This is a genomic window from Kribbella monticola (genome assembly GCF_003261635.1).
GTDB classification, from domain to species: Bacteria; Actinomycetota; Actinomycetes; order Propionibacteriales; family Kribbellaceae; genus Kribbella; species Kribbella monticola.
In genome coordinates this window covers 331,908-348,128 of the sequence record NZ_QFXK01000035.1, presented here as the reverse complement: position 1 = coordinate 348,128, position 16,221 = coordinate 331,908, and the positions used below count along the sequence as shown (strand labels likewise).

General features: G+C 69.9%; 14 protein-coding genes. 6 read left to right on the top strand and 8 right to left on the bottom strand.

The genetic code is table 11. The annotated features are described in order from the left end of the window. The first annotated feature begins 42 nt into the window (after positions 1 to 42). Positions 43 to 756: a DUF3105 domain-containing protein gene (locus DIZ26_RS27660; protein ID WP_112246678.1), complete on the top strand. Its 714-nt coding sequence runs from the start codon at positions 43 to 45 to the stop codon at positions 754 to 756. A 108-nt stretch (positions 757 to 864) separates the two neighbouring features. Here DIZ26_RS27660 and DIZ26_RS27655 read toward each other — a convergent pair whose 3' ends face one another. The 6 genes from DIZ26_RS27655 to DIZ26_RS27630 all read right to left on the bottom strand — a co-directional run bounded on the left by DIZ26_RS27655 (position 865) and on the right by DIZ26_RS27630 (position 7,529). Next, entirely contained in the window at positions 865 to 1,962 is a 1,098-nt protein-coding gene (locus DIZ26_RS27655; RefSeq protein ID WP_112246676.1) for a mannose-1-phosphate guanylyltransferase, read from the bottom strand. 136 nt (positions 1,963 to 2,098) lie between these two features. Next, the gene (locus DIZ26_RS27650; protein ID WP_112246674.1) at positions 2,099 to 3,238 is read right to left on the bottom strand and encodes an NAD(+)/NADH kinase; all 1,140 of its coding nucleotides are present in this window, start codon (positions 3,236 to 3,238) and stop codon (positions 2,099 to 2,101) included. Positions 3,239 to 3,304: 66 nt separating this feature from the next. Next, positions 3,305 to 4,369 carry a hemolysin family protein gene (locus tag DIZ26_RS27645; protein WP_112246672.1) on the bottom strand — a complete coding sequence of 355 codons (1,065 nt, stop codon included), beginning with the start codon at positions 4,367 to 4,369 and terminating at the stop codon, positions 3,305 to 3,307. Then, positions 4,366 to 5,703, bottom strand: coding sequence for a hemolysin family protein (locus tag DIZ26_RS27640; protein ID WP_112246670.1), 1,338 nt, complete (start codon positions 5,701 to 5,703; stop codon positions 4,366 to 4,368). Before DIZ26_RS27640 ends, DIZ26_RS27645 begins: the two co-directional genes overlap by 4 nt. Before the next feature lie 60 nt (positions 5,704 to 5,763). Continuing rightward, the gene (locus DIZ26_RS27635) at positions 5,764 to 6,684 is read right to left on the bottom strand and encodes an SDR family NAD(P)-dependent oxidoreductase (RefSeq protein ID WP_112247170.1); all 921 of its coding nucleotides are present in this window, start codon (positions 6,682 to 6,684) and stop codon (positions 5,764 to 5,766) included. Beyond that, entirely contained in the window at positions 6,681 to 7,529 is an 849-nt protein-coding gene (locus tag DIZ26_RS27630; protein WP_112246668.1) for an SDR family NAD(P)-dependent oxidoreductase, read from the bottom strand. The genes DIZ26_RS27635 and DIZ26_RS27630 overlap by 4 nt, the downstream gene beginning before the upstream one ends. A 71-nt stretch (positions 7,530 to 7,600) precedes the next feature. On the opposite strand from DIZ26_RS27630, the gene DIZ26_RS27625 reads away from it, so the two are divergent. Then, positions 7,601 to 8,515 (top strand): LysR family transcriptional regulator, encoded by a 915-nt coding sequence (locus tag DIZ26_RS27625; protein WP_112246666.1) that lies wholly within the window; start codon positions 7,601 to 7,603, stop codon positions 8,513 to 8,515. 86 nt (positions 8,516 to 8,601) lie between these two features. On the opposite strand, the gene tatA is transcribed toward DIZ26_RS27625, so the two are convergent. After that, positions 8,602 to 8,811, bottom strand: a complete 210-nt coding sequence (gene tatA / locus DIZ26_RS27620) for a twin-arginine translocase TatA/TatE family subunit (RefSeq protein ID WP_112246664.1) — start codon at positions 8,809 to 8,811, stop codon at positions 8,602 to 8,604. 90 nt (positions 8,812 to 8,901) lie between these two features. Here tatA and DIZ26_RS27615 point away from each other — a divergent pair, with 90 nt between their 5' ends. From DIZ26_RS27615 to metX, 4 genes are all read left to right on the top strand, one after another. Then, positions 8,902 to 9,585: a TIGR03089 family protein gene (locus DIZ26_RS27615; RefSeq protein WP_112246662.1), complete on the top strand. Its 684-nt coding sequence runs from the start codon at positions 8,902 to 8,904 to the stop codon at positions 9,583 to 9,585. Continuing rightward, positions 9,585 to 10,373 (top strand): SDR family NAD(P)-dependent oxidoreductase, encoded by a 789-nt coding sequence (locus DIZ26_RS27610; protein WP_112246660.1) that lies wholly within the window; start codon positions 9,585 to 9,587, stop codon positions 10,371 to 10,373. The genes DIZ26_RS27615 and DIZ26_RS27610 overlap by 1 nt, the downstream gene beginning before the upstream one ends. A 103-nt stretch (positions 10,374 to 10,476) precedes the next feature. Beyond that, positions 10,477 to 11,793 (top strand): bifunctional o-acetylhomoserine/o-acetylserine sulfhydrylase, encoded by a 1,317-nt coding sequence (locus tag DIZ26_RS27605; protein ID WP_112246658.1) that lies wholly within the window; start codon positions 10,477 to 10,479, stop codon positions 11,791 to 11,793. A 15-nt stretch (positions 11,794 to 11,808) separates the two neighbouring features. Next, entirely contained in the window at positions 11,809 to 13,053 is a 1,245-nt protein-coding gene (metX, locus tag DIZ26_RS27600) for a homoserine O-acetyltransferase MetX (protein ID WP_198676313.1), read from the top strand. On the opposite strand, the gene DIZ26_RS27595 is transcribed toward metX, so the two are convergent. Next, a complete protein-coding gene (locus DIZ26_RS27595; RefSeq protein ID WP_112246656.1) occupies positions 13,054 to 16,212 on the bottom strand; it encodes an ATP-binding protein in 3,159 nt (1,052 codons plus the stop codon). It abuts the gene before it with no gap. Between the last annotated feature and the right edge of the window lie 9 nt (positions 16,213 to 16,221).

Sequence of the window (16,221 nt, the reverse complement as noted above, 5' to 3'; positions counted from 1 at the left end):
TGGGTTAGTCTTCGGCCTTTGCGGACCGATCCTGGGAGTGGCATGGCCAAGGCAACGCAGTCGCGGCGCGAGCTGATCGAGAAGATGCAGCGCGACCAGGACCGGTCGGACAAGCGCCGGACGTGGGCGATCGTGGCTGTCTCGATCGTGGTCGGGCTGGGCATCATCGCGGTGCCGGCGGTCAAGCTGATCGAGGACTCCCGGGCGAAGAGCCGGCCGATCGCCGCCGTCGGTGTCAAGGCGGCCGCGGCGTCCTGCGACGCCCCGACCAACGACCCGGCCGGCAAGTCCGCGGACCACCGGCCGGACGGCGAGAAGATCGCGTACGCCGTCTCGCCGCCGTCGAGCGGACCGCACTACCAGACCTGGGCGCCGTTCAGTAAGAAGTTCTACTCGGCCGAGGACCGCCCGCCGGTGGAGAACCTCGTGCACAACCTCGAGCACGGCTACACGCTGCTCTGGTACAGCGACGAGATCGCCAAGGACAAGAAGCAGCTCGCGGAGATCGAGAAGCTGGCGAAGGCGAAGCTGCCCGACGCGGCCGACGGCGGCTTCTTCATCGCCGCCCCGTTCCACGCCTCCGAAGGCGCCGCGTGGCCGGCCGGCAAGAAGATCGCCTTCGCCCACTGGAGCGCCGGACCCGAAGGCCAGTCCTTCGGCCACCGCCAATTCTGCGACGCCCTCAGCGGCGAGGCCCTAACGACCTTCATCACCAAATTCCCCGCCCAGGACACCCAGGAACCCGGCCTCCGCTAACCGGGTATCGGCCGGGTTGACTCCTCCGCGAGGGGTTACCCCACTGCTCTGACAGTGGGGTAACCCCTCGGAGCGGAGTTGAGCCCACCGGGCATGAACAAGGCGGGGTCAGACGTAGCGGGTGGCGTGGTCGGATTGAACTTGGGCGACCAGGTCCTTGACCCGTTCGCCGTCGGCTAGGGGGCAGACGAGGGTTACGTCGTGGGTGTGGACGATGATGTGGCCGGTCAGGCCGACGGCCGCGATCAGGTGGTCGGGGTCGTCGGTGACGATCACGTTGTCGTGCGAGTCGAGCAGGCAGCTGAGCGCCGTACCGTCGTGACGGTTGCCCTCGGCATCGACCTCGTAGGTGCCGGCGAGCGCCGCCCAGGATCCGACGTCGAGCCAGTGCACCGGCATCGGGATGACGACCACGTCCGCGTCGACCTTGCCCTGCGAAGCAGGTTCCATCACCGCGAAGTCGACGCTGATCTTGCGCAGTCCCGGGTAGATCGCACCGAGCTCGGCGTCGCGCTGGGGAGTGTCCCAGACCGCCGCGACCTGGCGCAGTTGAGCGGCCGACTCCGGCAGCAGCGCGTCGAGCACGCTCAACACGGTCTCGGCCCGCCAGACGAACATGCCGGAGTTCCACCAGAACCGCCCGGTGGCCAGGTACTCCTCGGCCGTGGCGCGATCCGGCTTCTCCCGGAACCGGTCCACGACGTACGCCGAGGTGCCGTCGATCGCGTCACCGCGTTCGACGTACCCGAGCCCGGTGTGCGGGTGGGTCGGCTCGATCCCGAAGGTGACCAGTGAGCGCGGCCGCTGCTCGACCAGCTCGAACCCGCTCCGGATCGCGGCCCGGAACTCCGCCTCCGGCGTGATCAGGTGGTCCGAGCCGACGATCGCCAGCACCGCCTCGGGATCGTGCCGGGCGACCACCGCCGAGGCGAGCCCGACCGCGTTCGCGGTGTCCCGGCCGACCGGTTCGCCGATGATGTTGTGCTCGCCGAGCTCGGGGAGCTGCTCGCGGACCAGGTCCGTGTGGGCGGCCACCGTGCAGACGTAGATGTTGGCCGGGTCGACCAGGCCCGCGAGCCGGTCGTACGCCACTCGGAGCAGGGAGTTGCCCGCCGCCAGCGGCAGCACCTGCTTGGGCTTGTCGACCCGGGACAACGGCCACAGCCGAGTCCCCGAACCGCCGGCCAGAATCACCACGTTTCGCATGAGGACGAACCCTACCGGGCGAACCGAGCCACCGACCGCCGGAGCCGACCAGTAGCCAACTGGTATCTGGTGGACCGGCGCTCGAACCGAGCGGCAGTTAGTCAGCGGCGGCCGCCATGGCCGGGCGTACCGGCAGCTAGTCGGCGGCGGGCGCCTCGGCCGGCGTACCAGTGGTGGGGCTGACCGGGCAGGGTGCCGGCCGGGCCGTCTCCTCGGCCGCGGTGCGAGCGGTTGGGATGCGTAGGTGGGCGAGGTCGGCGGGGACCGGGCTGTCGGGGACCCAGAAGCGGTCGGACTCGCCGTCGACACCGGTCGCGGGCGCGTCGGTGAGCCGGAAGCGGTCGCGCAGCCGCCCGTAGAAGTCGGTCGGCCGAAGCCGGACCAGCCGCAACCGGCGTACGGACCCGTAGACGCCGATCCAGTCGCCAGGGTCGAGGATGCCGCGCAACTGACCGTCGATGCTGACCGCGGCCTGTCCCGAGTGCGGCAGCACCCGCAGCGCCACCGGCTCGTCCGGCGCCGCCACCACGGTCCGGTTGAAGGTCATGTGCGGCGCCACCGGAGTGAAGACGACCGCCTCCAGGTTCGGCGACAACACCGGCCCACCGGCCGCGAAGCTGTACGCCGTACTGCCGGTCGGCGTGGCCACGATCAACGCGTCCGCCGAGTACGACGCCAGCAGTCGCCCGGCCAGGTAGACGCCGATGCTCACCTGGTGGTCGCGGGCCAGCTTCTCCAGCACCACGTCGTTCAGCGCGGTCACGTCGAGGGCCACGCCCCAGCCGTCGCCCTCGACGGTTTCCGGCCGCACCGAGGGCGGCGGGAGCGCGGGACCATGGCCGTAGCGCAGCAGCGCGTCGATCCCGGTCGGGATCTCCAGCGGCCGCGATGCGCGCATGGTGAGCGTCATCCGCTCCTCGATGGTGGCGCCGCCGTGGTGGACCGCCTCCAGCGCCTCCTCGACGTCACTGCACGCCACTTCGGTCAGGAAGCCCACCTTGCCGAGGTCGACACCCAGGACGGCGGCATCGTTCTTCGCCGCGATCCGGGCGCCGCGCAGGAAGGTGCCGTCGCCGCCGAGCGTGACGACCAGGTCCGGATTGCCGGCGTGGTGCAGCTCGTCCATCCCACCGCGACGGTCCTCGTGCTGCTTCCAGACATCGATGTCGGTACAGCCGATGTCATGCCGGCGGCACCAGTCACGAACCACCTCGGCCGCCTGGACGGCGAGCGGGCGACCTTGGTGCACAACGAGACCGAGACGACTGACAGGCACTGTTCTACTCCTCCGGCTGGTTGCGACAACGGTAGTCCGCCCGCGTCACGGGACCAGGCGCACTGCTCAGCCGGGCGGCCGGCGGGTGGCACTGATGATCGGGTCGGTCTCGTCGTCGAACTCGCCGATGACCTCTTCCAGCAGGTCCTCGAGAGCGACCACGCCGATCGGTTCGGACCCCTGCTGGACGACAGCCAGCTGGGAGCGTTCAGTACGCATGATGCGGATCGCCGCAGCTACCGGAGTACCGGTCGGCAGTCGGAGCGGCTCGGTCATCAGCTCGGAGGCGCGCAGCGTGTGACCGCCCCCGGTCGTCGCGCGGGCCGCATCGCGCACGTGGACGATGCCGCAGATCGCAGTACCAGAGCTGACCACCGCGAGCCTTGAGTGTCCCTCACGCCGGCTGACCAGTTCGACGTCGCGGGCGACCGCGGACGCGGGCACCGTGGACAGCCGTGAGGTCGGCGTCATCACCTGGTCGACCGTGGTGTTCTGCAGCGCGAGCATCGCAGTGAGCAGGTCGTGTTCGGCCGCGGCCAGCGTCCCGTGTTCGGCCGACGCCTCGATCAGCATCCGCAACTCGTCCGGACCATGGGCGTTCGCAAGCTCGTTCTGCGGCGTCACCTTGAGCAGCCGGACGCACGCGTTCGCCAGCGTGTTCAGTACGACGAGCAGCGGCCGGAAGACGAAGGTGAACCCGCGGAACGGCATCGCCAGCAGCAGCGCCGACCGCTCGGGGTCGCTGATCGCCCACGACTTCGGTGCCATCTCGCCCAGCAACACGTGCAGCAGACCGACCCCGCCGACGGCGATGACCAACGCGATCACTTCGCCGACGCCGTCCGGTACGCCGATCAGCTCGAACACCGGATGCAGCAGCTGCGCGACCGCGGGCTCGGACAACGACCCGAGTCCCAGCGTGCACAGGGTGATCCCGAGCTGCGCGCCCGCGAGCATCAACGACAGCTCGCTGATTCCGGCCAGCGCAGCACGCGCCGTACGACGGCCGTCGGCTGCGAACTGTTCGAGCCGGTGCCGCTTCGACGCGACCAGCGCGAACTCGGCAGCGACGAAGAACCCGTTGAGAACAAGGAGCAGCAGCGAGATCAGCAGAGCGACGGCGGTGTTCACGAGAGCCTCTCCAGAACGACGAGGCCGGGGACGTGCCGCAGTACGGTCTGCACTGTCAATTTGCCGTGCTCGCGGGGTGCGGGACGGCCGTCGTGGTCGAACCGTTGCGGCAGTTCCACGACCACCTCGTCGCCGACGACCGGGATCCGCCCGAGCCGGGCCATCACCAGTCCGGACACGGTGTCGTAGTCGTCGCCGTCCGGAAGAGCGATCCCGGTCGCCTCCGTCACCTCGTCGAGACGCCGGCGGCCGGGCACGACCCAGGTCCCGTCCGGGTTCGCCAGCAGCCCGGCTTCGGGCAGGTCGTCCTCGTCGCGGATCTCGCCGACCAGTTCCTCGGCGATGTCCTCCAGCGACACCACGCCGGCGAACCCGCCGAACTCGTCCACGACGATCGCGAGCTGGCGATGCGCGGTCCGGAGCTGCTCCAGCACACCGGGCAGCGACAGTGTGGCCGGTACGACGACAGGCGGCGCCGCGAGCGAACCGATCGTGACGTGCGAACGGTCGGCCGGCTCGACCTCGACCACGTCGCCGATCGCGATCACGCCGATCACCTCGTCCACCGAGGCGGCGATCACCGGGAACCGGCTGTGGCCGGAGTCGAGCAGCTCGACCACCCTGGTCAGCGGGTCGTCGGTGTGCACGGTGATCACGTCGACGCGCGGGATCATCACCTCGGCGGCGATCCGGCCGCGGAAGTCGAGGCCGCGATCGAGCAGCCGGGTGGTGTCCTCGTCGAGCAGGCCGTGCTCGTACGACGTGGCGATGATCCGGTCCAGCTCCTGGGCGGTGGCACCCTGCGGAAGCTCCTCGACCGGCTCGATCCCGACCCGGCGCAGGATCCGGTTCGACGCGGTGTCGAAGAGGCGGATCAGCGGGCCGGCCACGGTGAGGTAGATCAGGGTGGACCGGGACAGTCGCAGCGCGAGCGCCTCGGCCCGGGCGATCGCCAGGTTCTTCGGTGCCAGCTCACCGAGCACCATCTGGATGATCGTTGCCAGCAGCAACGCAAGGACCACCGAGACCGACAACGACACGCCCTTGGGGAGACCGGCCGAACCGAGCAGGTTCTCCAGTCCCTTGCCGAGGTACGGCTGGGCGACGTAACCGGCGAGGAGTGCGGTGACCGTGATCCCGACCTGCGCGCCCGACAGCACGAACGACAGCCGCGAGGTGACCTCGAGCGCCCGGACGGCGGCGGCGTCACCCGCCTCGGCGAGACCCTGCAGCCGGTTCCGGTCCACCGCTACGTAGGAGAACTCCTGCGCCACGAAGTACCCGGTGGCCACGGTCAGCGCCAGAATGAGCGCCAGCCCGACCACGATCAACATGCGCCGACCTTACGAGGACTGCGGGGTCTCCGGCATCGCGGGGTCCCGGAGCCTTGTCGGTCAACCCTGCTGGAGCCGAGCCTCGGACACCGCCCACAAGCGCTCGGCGTTGCCCGGGTCAACGGCATACCGCGCCACGCCGTACAGAGTTCCGCTGCGCCGATCCAGCAGCTCAGCTTCGTTGCAGTCGTTGAAGTAGCGGCCGCCGACCCCTTCCAGCAAAGGAGAAGCAGCGAGCAGGACCGACGTCGCCGCTCCTTGCTCGACAGTCTTGAACATCTCCGGCGGCGTCTTGCCGCTCCCGCGTCCATCGGTGTACCGCTGCAGGTTGGTGTAGATCGCCCCGGGCATGAGGGCGTTGGCGGTGATCCCGTCCGCGGCCCAGCGCCGATTCGCCTCGACGGCGAACAACACGTTCGCGGTCTTCGACTGACCGTAGGCCAGCCAGGGATCGTACGGACGGAAGGCGAAGTTGAGGTCGTCGAACACCACCGGCGACAGCTGGTGACCGGACGAGCTGACCACGACAAGCCTGGCATTCCCGGCAGCAGCGAGGGCCTCGTGCAGTCCGGTCGCGAGTGCGAAGTGACCGAGGTGATTGGTCGCGAACTGCAACTCCCACCCCTGCTCGGTGTGCTGCTCCGGGCAGGCCATCACCCCCGCATTGGCGATCAGGACGTGCAGCGGGCCCTGCCAATCGGCAGCAAACGCGCGCACCGACGCGAGGCTGCTCAGGTCGAGCTCCGCAACGTGGACCTTGTCGTTGTCCGTGGTCACGGTGATGTTCTTGGCGGTCCGCTCCCCCGCGGCCAGGTCCCGTACTGCGAGCGTCACCTCCGCGCCGGCCGAGGCCAAGGCGCGCGCGGTCTCGACGCCGATGCCGGACGAGCCGCCGGTAACGACCACCCGGCGGCCGCCGAGGTCGACCCCGCGGACGACGTCAGCGGCCGTGCTGCTGAAGCCGAACGGCGTCTTGATCATGCGGACACCTCCACCGCGCCCGTCCACGGCAGCACCTCATGGTCGCGGATCAGTTCGCCGTACGTCGCCGGGTCGACCTGGTCGGCGAGGACGAGGTCGACGATCGGTACGGCGGCTTCGGCCGGCGTCCTGGCAGCGCTGAAGTCGTCGAACCAGGGCCGCGAGGCGCGGGTGTCGACGAGTCCGGGGCAGACCGAGGCGATCAGCGTGTTCTGGGCGAGATCGGTGGTACGTCGTTGCGCGGCGACGGCCCGTACGGCGGCGACCTGGCCGACCTTGGAAGGCAGGTTGACCCACTCCGGCCAGCCTTGTCCGGCGGCCGTGCCTGCGTGGATCGACTGCCTCCAGTCCTCGACGGTCTGCTCGATCTGCTCGAACGACGGACCGTCGAACAGCGCGTGCAGCTTCGGGGCGAGCTTGTCGAGGGTGCCGAGCGAACTCGCGACGACGATCAGCCGGCCACCTGGGCGGAGTACGGGAGCGAAGGACCGGAGTACGGAGTGCGTGCCCCCGTTTGCGACCGCGATGAACTGGTCGGCCTGCTCGGCCTGCGGCCGGTCGGGACTGAGCGGAGCGATCGCGTTGGAGATGACGATATCGACACCGCCGTACTGCGTTTGCAGGCCGGCCGCCAACTCCGCGACGGCCGTGGGATCGCTGACGTCGAGCACGCGGCCTTCGACCTGCGCGGCTCCGTGGACCCGAGCGGCGGCTTCGGCGACCCGCTCGGCATTGCGGCTGGTGAGGAGGACGAGGTCCTCGGGGTTCATCCGGGCGGCGAGTTCTTCGACCAGGGCGAAGCCGAGGCCCTGGTTCGCGCCGGTGACTACTGCGATGCGTCTCATGAGAACAACGGTAGGAACGGGCCGGTCATGATTCCAACGAGAATTCGGCACAGGTAGCATGCGTAAAACTCATGGACTTCAGCGATGTCTCCCTGGTTGCGCTGCGGGTGTTCCGCGAGGTCGCCGAGCGCGGCACCTTCACGGCCGCGGCGACCGCCCTGGGCTACACCCAGTCCGCGGTCTCCCGGCAGATCGCCTCGATCGAGCGCGCCGCCCAGGCCCCGCTGCTGGAACGCCGCCGCGAAGGCGTCCACCTGACGCCCGCAGGACAGCTTGTACTACGAACCGCGGCGCGCATCCTCGACCAGCTCGACACGACCGCGCGCGAGCTGGCCGGACTGCCCGCCGAGGCCGGCAAGGTCCGGCTCGGCTGGTTCCCGAGCGCGGGTGCCGTGCTGGTGCCGAAGGCAATCAGTGCGCTGCGGCGAAGTCATCCGGCGCTCGAGGTCACGACGTGGGAGGGATCGACACCGGCGTTGGTTCGGGCGTTACGGGCCGGCAGCGTTGACGTTGCCCTGCTCGCTTCGGCGCCACCGTTCCGGCCACCAGATGCCGAGTCGCCCGCATTCGACGTCCAGGTACTGGTCGAGCGGGCGCTGTGCCTCGCCGTACCGGCTGGTCATCCGCTGGCCGGCGCGGAGGCGATCGACTTCGCCGAGTTGCGTGGGCAGCGGTGGATCTCAGGGCCTGCCTCCGGCGAGGACAAGCTGATGGGCGTCTGGCCGGGACTCGACGAGCGACCCGAGATCGCCCACACGGCCCGCGACTGGCTGGCCAAGCTGCACCTGGTCGCGGCGGGGGCGGGCATCACCACGGTGCCGCCTTCGCTAGCGAGCGCCGCGCCCACCGGCGTACGCATCCTGCCGGTCCGTGGCGGACCACAGGAGATCCGCCGGATCATCGTGGCGCGGCTTCCCGGCCCGGTCGCCACTCCGGTCGCCCAGCTCACCGACGCGCTCCGCGCCGCGGCCGCGATGGCGGGCTGAAACCTCAGCCGGGCGGGCGAGACCTCAGACAGACGGGCTGAGAGGTCAGACGGACGGGTGAGGCCTCTGACAGACGGGCTGAGGGCTCAGGCGGGTGGGCTGTCCTGTTTGGGCTTGGCGGCCTCGTTCTCGGCGGGCGACTCGTCGTCGCCGTTCTTGATCTTCTTGAACTCGGTCAGCGCGCGAGCCGTGTTGCGGGTCAGCTCGGGCAGCTTGTTCGCGCCGAACACCAGCACCACGATCACCAGGATGACGATCCACTCGCCACCCTCGGGCATCGCCAGCAGTGCAGCCATGACAGTCCTCTTTCTCGGAACCCCAGACAAAGGTACGCCTGGGTGGAAACGCCACGCATCCCTGACCGGCGACGACATAGGGTTGCGCTCATGGCCGGAACGCTTCCCGAACTCTTCAGCGCCGCGGTACGCCGCGACGGCGCCAGTCCGTTCCTCACCTACTACGACGACGCGTCCGGCGAACGGATCGAGTTGAGCGCGCTCACCACCGCCAACTGGGTGGCGAAGACCGCGAACCTCCTCGTCGACGAGTACGACCTGGAGTCCGGCGAGACCGTCGCCATCGGACTGCCGCCGCACTGGCTCGGTGTCGTCTGGGCGCTGTCCACCTGGTCGGCCGGCGCCGGCCTGACCACCGGGGACAGCACGATCGCGATCACCGGACCCGACTTCGGCCTCCGCGGCAGCCGCGAGACGATCGCCTCCGCGCTGCTCCCGCTCGGCGGCCGGTTCCGGGAGCCGATTCCGGCCGACGTGCACGACTACGGCGCAGAGGTCTACAACCACCCCGACGTCTTCGTCCCCTTCGACCCGCCCACGGCCGACTCCCCGGCGTACGACGCAAGCACGCACGCGGACCTGATCGCGGCCGCGAAGCCGATCACCGAGCGGGTGCTGACGACAACGAGCCTCGTCACCCCGGACGGCATCGGCACGCTGGTCGGCGTGATCGCGGGCGGCGGCTCGATCGTTCTCTGCCGCAACCTGGACGAGGCCAAGCTGGACCGGCGGATCGCCGACGAGAAGGTCGATCGAATCTTGGAGGACAACTGATGCAGCGGTTCGAGGGACGGGTCGCGCTGATCACGGCCGCCGCGCAGGGGATCGGCGCCGCCGTCGCCCGCAGGATCGTCGCGGAGGGTGGTTCGGTGATCGTCACCGACCTGCAGGAGAACAAGACCGCGGAGCTCGCCGCCGAGCTCGGCGACCGCGCTCTCGCAGTACGGGTGGATGTCACCTCGCGCGCCGACATCGACGCGGCGGTCGCGGCGGGGATGGAACGCTTCGGCCGCCTGGACCTGCTGGTGAACAACGCGGGCGCCTGCGTCGTCACCGCGGTACCGGAGGACACCACCGGCGAGGAGTGGCATCGCCAGCTCGACCTCACGCTGGTCAGCGCGGCCCAGTGCATCCAGGCCGCGATCCCCCACCTGCTGAAGACGCGCGGGAGCGTCGTCACCATCAGCTCGGTGAACGGCCTTGCTGCCTTCGGGAACCTCGAGTACTCCGCGGCGAAGGCCGGCCAGATCGCCATGACGCAGAACTTCGCCGCCCGCTACGGCAGCAGCGGCGTCCGCTTCAATGTCGTTGCCCCCGGCACCATCCGGACGCCGAACTGGGACAACCAGCCGGACGCGCTGGACCGGCTCGGCAAGCTCTACCCGCTCGGCCGGGTCGGCGAGCCCGAGGACATCGCTGCCGCCGTGGCCTTCCTGGGCTCCGACGACGCCGCCTGGATCACCGGCCACACCCTCCCGGTGGAAGGCGGCGTCCTCACCGGCCCGGCGGCACTCAACCTGACCCCGACCGGCCCCTTCCGCAAGGACTACCCGCAGGACTGATCCCTCGCGACCAGCATGTGGACGATCACAGAACGTGAATGTCTAGTGAGTTTATAGTCTTAGTTCATTAAGGGCCCGTACCCCGAGAACAGGACACCGTTCGATGAGCGAACCCAGCTGGTCCTTCGAGACCCGCCAGATCCACGCCGGCCAGACCTCCGACCCGACCACCAAGGCCCGGGCGCTGCCGATCTACCAGACCACGTCGTACACCTTCGACAGCACCGATCACGCCGCGAGCCTGTTCGGTCTACAGGAGTTCGGCAACATCTACACCCGGATCCAGAACCCGACCCAGGACGCGGTCGAGCAGCGGATCGCCAGCCTGGAAGGCGGAACGGCGGCACTGCTGGTGTCCTCCGGGCAGGCCGCGACCTCGCTCGCGCTGCTGAACGTCGCCGAGGCCGGCGACCACGTGGTCAGCAGCCCGAGCCTGTACGGCGGGACGTACAACCTGTTCCACTACACGTTCCCCAAGCTCGGCGTCGAGGTGAGCTTCGTCGAGGACCCGACCGACCCGGAGTCCTGGAAGGCCGCGATCCGGCCGAACACCAAGGCCTTCTTCGGCGAGACGATCGCCAACCCGAAGAGCGAGATCCTGGACATCGCGGGCATCGCCGCGGTCGCCCACGAGTACGGCGTACCGCTGATCGTCGACAACACCGTCGCCACGCCGTACGCGCTGCGGCCGCTCGAACACGGCGCCGACGTCGTGGTGCACTCGGCGACGAAGTACCTGGGCGGCCACGGTACGGCGATCGCCGGGGTGATCGTGGACTCCGGCAAGTTCGACTACGCCGCGAACCCCGAGCGCTTCCCCGGCTTCAACCAGCCGGACCCGAGCTACCACGGCCTCACCTACGGCACTGCGCTCGGCGTCGGCTCCGACCTCGGCAACCTCGCCTACATCCTCAAGGCCCGGGTGCAGTGGTTGCGCGACCTCGGTACGGCGGTGTCTCCGTTCAACGCGTTCCTGATCGCGCAGGGCCTGGAGACGCTGTCGCTGCGGATCGAGCGGCACCTCGACAACGCGCTCGCGGTCGCGCAATGGCTGGAGAGCCGCGACGAGGTGGACAGCGTCGCGTACGCCAGCCTCCCGTCGAGCCCGTACTACGAGCTCGCGCAGAAGTACACGCCGCGCGGTGCGGGTGCCGTAGTGGCGTTCGAGATCAAGGGCGGCGTGGACGCCGGCAAGCGTTTCGTGGATGCCCTGCAGCTGCACAGCCATGTGGCGAACATCGGCGACGTCCGGTCGCTGGTGATCCACCCGGCGTCGACCACGCACAGCCAGTTGTCCGTCGAGGACCAGCTCGCCTCCGGTGTCACCCCGGGGCTGGTCCGGCTCGCGGTCGGCCTCGAGCACATCGACGACATCCTGGCCGACCTCGAGGTCGGGTTCGCCGCCGCCAAGTCGGCCTGAGCCGGCGCGGCGCAGATGACTCAGGATCGTCCGTCCACGCCCGTCAGGGAGTGGAGCACCGGCGCCCGGGGGCGGGACCCCGGTGCTCAGGGCAACCATTCACCAGGTCAGGTGGCCGGTGAGTGGTGGGCGGACGATCCTGACCCAACACCGGCGACAGCCGGCTCGGGCTCCTCGGGCAAGGGCGGCGCGGGTGCGGAGCCGGCCGGCGGGCGGCAGCTTGCCGGCATCGGCACGCTGGTGCTGGAAAGTGGCGATTCGCTGCCCGGCGTGGTGATCGCCTATGAGACCTGGGGACGGCCGAACGCCGCCCGGGACAACGCCGTCCTCATCTGCCACGCCCTCACCGGGGACGCGCATGTGGTCGGTCCAGCCGGCCCGGGGCAACCCACCCCGGGCTGGTGGGACGGCCTGATCGGACCGGGCCGGCCCGTCGATCCGGCCGACTGGTACGTCGTGGCCGCGAACGTACTCGGCGGCTGCCAGGGATCCACCGGCCCGTCGTCGCCGGCGCCGGACGGGAAGGCCTGGGGCAGTAGATTCCCCGCGATCACCGTGCGGGACCAGGTCGCCGCCGAGGCCGCGCTCGCCACCCGACTCGGCATCGATCGCTGGGCGGCGGTGATCGGCGGATCGATGGGCGGCATGCGGGCGCTCGAATGGCCGCTGCTCTACCCGGACCGCGTCGCGACGTCCGTAGTACTGGCTTCCACCGGGTATGCCACGGCCGAGCAGATCGCCTGGTGTGCAACGCAACTCGCCGCCATCGAAGCCGACCCGGCCTGGCAGGGCGGTGACTACTACGGGACGGGAGTAGCTCCCACCTCAGGACTCGGGATCGCCCGGCGGATCGCGCACATCACCTACCGTTCGGAGTACGAACTCGCCACCCGCTTCGGGCGCAACCCGCAAGGAGACGGCCGCTTCGCCGTCGAGTCGTACCTCGACCACCACGCCGCCAAACTCGTCAACCGCTTCGACGCGGGCTCGTACGCCGTTCTGACGCGCGCGATGAACTCGCACGACATCGGCCGGGGCCGGGGCGGCCTTCGCCAGGCCCTGCAGAACTTGACCGCCCGCTTGGTAATCGCGGCCGTCGACTCCGACCGGCTCTACCCAGCGCGCCTGTCCGCCGAGCTCATCGACGCCCGCCCCGACGCCGGCCCGCTGCACCTGATCAAGTCGCCGTACGGCCACGACGGCTTCCTGATCGAACTCGACCAGGTCGGCGCGCTGATCGCGGACACACTCAACTCGTGATCAGGGATTGCTGGTGCGGGCCAGGCCCTTGAGGGCGTAGGTGTGTTCGAGTTGGCTGCCGAAGGCCTTCCAGTGCGCCGCGACCTTGGCGAAGCCGGCCGCCGCTGTCGTACGGTCGCCTCGGTGCTCTGCGAGCAGGCTCTCGGCCGTCGTCACCGAGTACTCCCACATCGGCAACAGCGGCACCAAGCGGGCCGTCAGCGCCGCGGCGATCTCGGGCTCGTCGACTGCCAGAGCAGCGCGAACGTAAGCAGGCAGCCGCGCGGCGTACTCGTGGCTGCCGGTCAGCTCTTCCAACTCCAGTAGGCGCTGGAGCACTTCGCGGACACCCGCGCGGTCACCGGCGGCGGCTCGGGCACCGGCGACCGGTGCGCCCGAGATCGCCAGGAGATCGGGCCAACCGACCTTGATCGCGAGCTGGTACGCCTCTTCTGCGGCTTCCCGAGCGCCTTCCTGGCCGAGTTCCAACTGCGCCCGGGCCAGGGCCGCGAGCACCTCGATCCGGCGCAGCAGGATGAACGCCGGGCCGGGGTGATCCAGTTGCTCCCGGCAACCAATGACGACCTCCTGCAACTCACCGGTCTCGACCATCAACTCCAGCACCATGCAGGTGACCTGCTGATCGAGTTCCACCAGCCGGCGCCGGGCGGTGTATTCGCTGGCCTCGCGCAGCGAGTCGAGTGCCGCTACCGGTCCTTCGATCTGCCAGACGACGAAGCCGTAGTTGAGCCAGGTGACGGCGGTGTCGCGCGCCTGACCCAGCTCCTGGAGGGCGGCCAGCGCGTCCTTGATGTCGACCAGTCCGCCGGTGTCGCCGTTGGCGATCCGGGACAACCCGTGCGCCTCCAGGGCCCGATACGGTACGGGGTAGCCGTGCTCGGACGCCATCGCCAGCGATCGGTTGGCCGCGGCGAAGGCGTCGTCGCGCCGGCCCGCGACCGACAGGATGCTCGCCTGCCCGGCCAGCGCACCGACCAGGTCCTCACTCGGGCCGAGAGCCTCGAGCATCGCGACCACCCGGTTGATCGTGTCCAGCCGCTCGGCCATGTTGTTCATCGGATAGGTGGACATCCGCAAGGCGCGGGCCATTCCGACGATGTTGCCCGCGGCATCGAATCCGGCGGCGGCCTCGCGGAAGGCGGCCAGCGCGTCGTCGAGCCGCCCGGTCAGGAAGGCGGCCCAGCCCCAGCGGGACAGTACCTCCGGCCGCTCCGGATCGTCCGCGGGAGTCAGTGCGAGCGCCTGGTCGAGCAGCCTGAGCGCGTCGGAGGTGTCCACGTTCATCGCCAGCTCGGCGGCCAACTGGTCGTAGCGCCTGGCCCGCGGTGACAACTCCGCGATCATCCGATCGTCGCCGACGGCCCGGGACAGCTCGAGCGCCGTCTCCAGGTGATGGGCGATGGTGTTCGTCGCCTCGGCCTGCCGGGTCGCGCACTGTGCTTCCAGCCAATCCGCCGCGGCGAGGTGCCGCGCCGCCCGCTCCGCCCTCGGCACCTGGTTGTAGGCGACATCGCGGGTCAGCGCGTGCCAGAAGGTGTACTCGTGCTGCCCACCCATCGACGACTGCCGAACCGGCCGCACCAACTCCTTCCGCGCCAGCTCCTGCAACGCCTGTACTACGTCCGCCGGCTCGCGGTGGCTGAGGACGGCGACGGCCTCGGCCCAGAAGACCCGGCCGATCACGGCCGCGTTCGCGAGCAGGGCTTTGCGATCCGGCTCCAGCGTGTCCAGGCGAGCGGCGATGATCGAACTGATTCCCGGCGGCAGATCCACGGTCGCGTGCCCCGAGCCGGAGTCCTTCACCATCCGCGCGAGTTCCTCGGCGTACAAGGGGTTTCCGTCGGCGCGCTGGACCAGCTCGGCCTTGGTCTCCGGTGGCAGGGCACTGTCGGTGAGCAGCCGGGTGATCAGCTGGTCGGTCTCGCTGCCGGACAACGGCGAGAGGCCGATCGTCAGGGCGTTCTGCAGTCCGCGGGTCCAGCGGGGACCGCGTTCGAGCAACTCCGGCCGGGCGGTGATGACGACCAGCAGCGGGAGGTCGGTGACCCAGTCGACGAGGTGGTCGACGAAGTGCAGCAGGGCGTCCTTGGCCCAGTGCAGGTCCTCCAGCACGATCACCGTCGGGGCGTGCTCGGCGAATCCCTCGATCAGTTGCCGCCACGCGGCGAACGACTCCTCCTGCGTCACCGAACCCGGCGGCACACTGCCGATCTCGGCACCGACCAGCGGCCGGACCCTGGCGCGCAACCAGGACCGGTCCCCGTCCGCGGGCAGGATCGCGTCCAGCTTCTCGGCGGCCACCGCCGGCGGATCGGTGTCGAGGATGCCGGCCTGCGCCTTGAAGATCTCCGCGATCGGCCAGAACGGGCCCTCGCCGTACGGCAGGCAGCGGCCTTCGCGCCACGTCACCAGTTCGTCGCGGCGGTCCAGTTCGGCGCCGAGTTCGGCGACCAGCCGGGACTTGCCGATGCCCGGTTCGCCCAGCAGCGTGACGAACTGCGGTGCGCGTTCGGCGACCGCCTTGTCGAACGCGGTGCGGAGCAGGGTGAGATCGCGCTGCCGCCCGACCAGCGGCGTACTGAGGTCACGGATCACGTCCGCGCCGAAGCGGGCCCGCGGAGCGCCGGCCTGCCATCGGTCGAGTGGATGGCTGAGTCCCTTGACTGCAACGGGTTCCAGCGGTTCGTACGCGAAGACCCGACTGGTTGCCGCATAGGTGCCCGCGCCGACCACGACCGTGCCGACGGGGGCCGAGGTCTGCAACCGGGCCGCCGCATTGACCACCAGACCGGTGACGAACGGCTCCCCCAGCTCGGGTCTGGCACCCAGCTCGACCAGGGCCTCGCCGGTGTCGATGCCGATCCGGACCTCGAGCGTGCCCGTCGAAGCGAGAGCGTCCAGGATCGCCAGGCCTGCCCGGACGGCCCGCTCGGCGTCGTCCTCGCGGGAGCGGGGAGCGCCGAAGACCGCCAGGATCGCGTCCCCGGCGAACTTCTCCACCGTCCCGCCGAAGCGCTCCACGACCTCGCGCAGCAACTGGTGGTAGGGCAGCAGCCAGCGCCGGACGTCCTCGGGGTCCGCGGACTCCGAGGCGGCCGTGAAACCGACCAGGTCGCAGAACAGCACCGAGACGACCTTGCGCTCCGTGGCGGAGGCCATTGGTTGCCC

What these genes read in the sequence shown, in the direction of transcription:
- DIZ26_RS27635 (WP_112247170.1), bottom strand. Translation starts at nt 6,684, where the DNA reads ATGATCAAGACGCCGTTCGGCTTCAGCAGCACGGCCGCTGACGTCGTC.
- DIZ26_RS27630 (WP_112246668.1), bottom strand. Translation starts at nt 7,529, where the DNA reads ATGAGACGCATCGCAGTAGTCACCGGCGCGAACCAGGGCCTCGGCTTC.
- metX (WP_198676313.1), top strand. Translation starts at nt 11,809, where the DNA reads ATGACTCAGGATCGTCCGTCCACGCCCGTCAGGGAGTGGAGCACCGGC.
- DIZ26_RS27615 (WP_112246662.1), top strand. Translation starts at nt 8,902, where the DNA reads ATGGCCGGAACGCTTCCCGAACTCTTCAGCGCCGCGGTACGCCGCGAC.
- DIZ26_RS27605 (WP_112246658.1), top strand. Translation starts at nt 10,477, where the DNA reads ATGAGCGAACCCAGCTGGTCCTTCGAGACCCGCCAGATCCACGCCGGC.
- DIZ26_RS27610 (WP_112246660.1), top strand. Translation starts at nt 9,585, where the DNA reads ATGCAGCGGTTCGAGGGACGGGTCGCGCTGATCACGGCCGCCGCGCAG.
- tatA (WP_112246664.1), bottom strand. Translation starts at nt 8,811, where the DNA reads ATGGCTGCACTGCTGGCGATGCCCGAGGGTGGCGAGTGGATCGTCATC.
- DIZ26_RS27625 (WP_112246666.1), top strand. Translation starts at nt 7,601, where the DNA reads ATGGACTTCAGCGATGTCTCCCTGGTTGCGCTGCGGGTGTTCCGCGAG.
- DIZ26_RS27595 (WP_112246656.1), bottom strand. Translation starts at nt 16,212, where the DNA reads ATGGCCTCCGCCACGGAGCGCAAGGTCGTCTCGGTGCTGTTCTGCGAC.
- DIZ26_RS27655 (WP_112246676.1), bottom strand. Translation starts at nt 1,962, where the DNA reads ATGCGAAACGTGGTGATTCTGGCCGGCGGTTCGGGGACTCGGCTGTGG.
- DIZ26_RS27640 (WP_112246670.1), bottom strand. Translation starts at nt 5,703, where the DNA reads ATGTTGATCGTGGTCGGGCTGGCGCTCATTCTGGCGCTGACCGTGGCC.
- DIZ26_RS27660 (WP_112246678.1), top strand. Translation starts at nt 43, where the DNA reads ATGGCCAAGGCAACGCAGTCGCGGCGCGAGCTGATCGAGAAGATGCAG.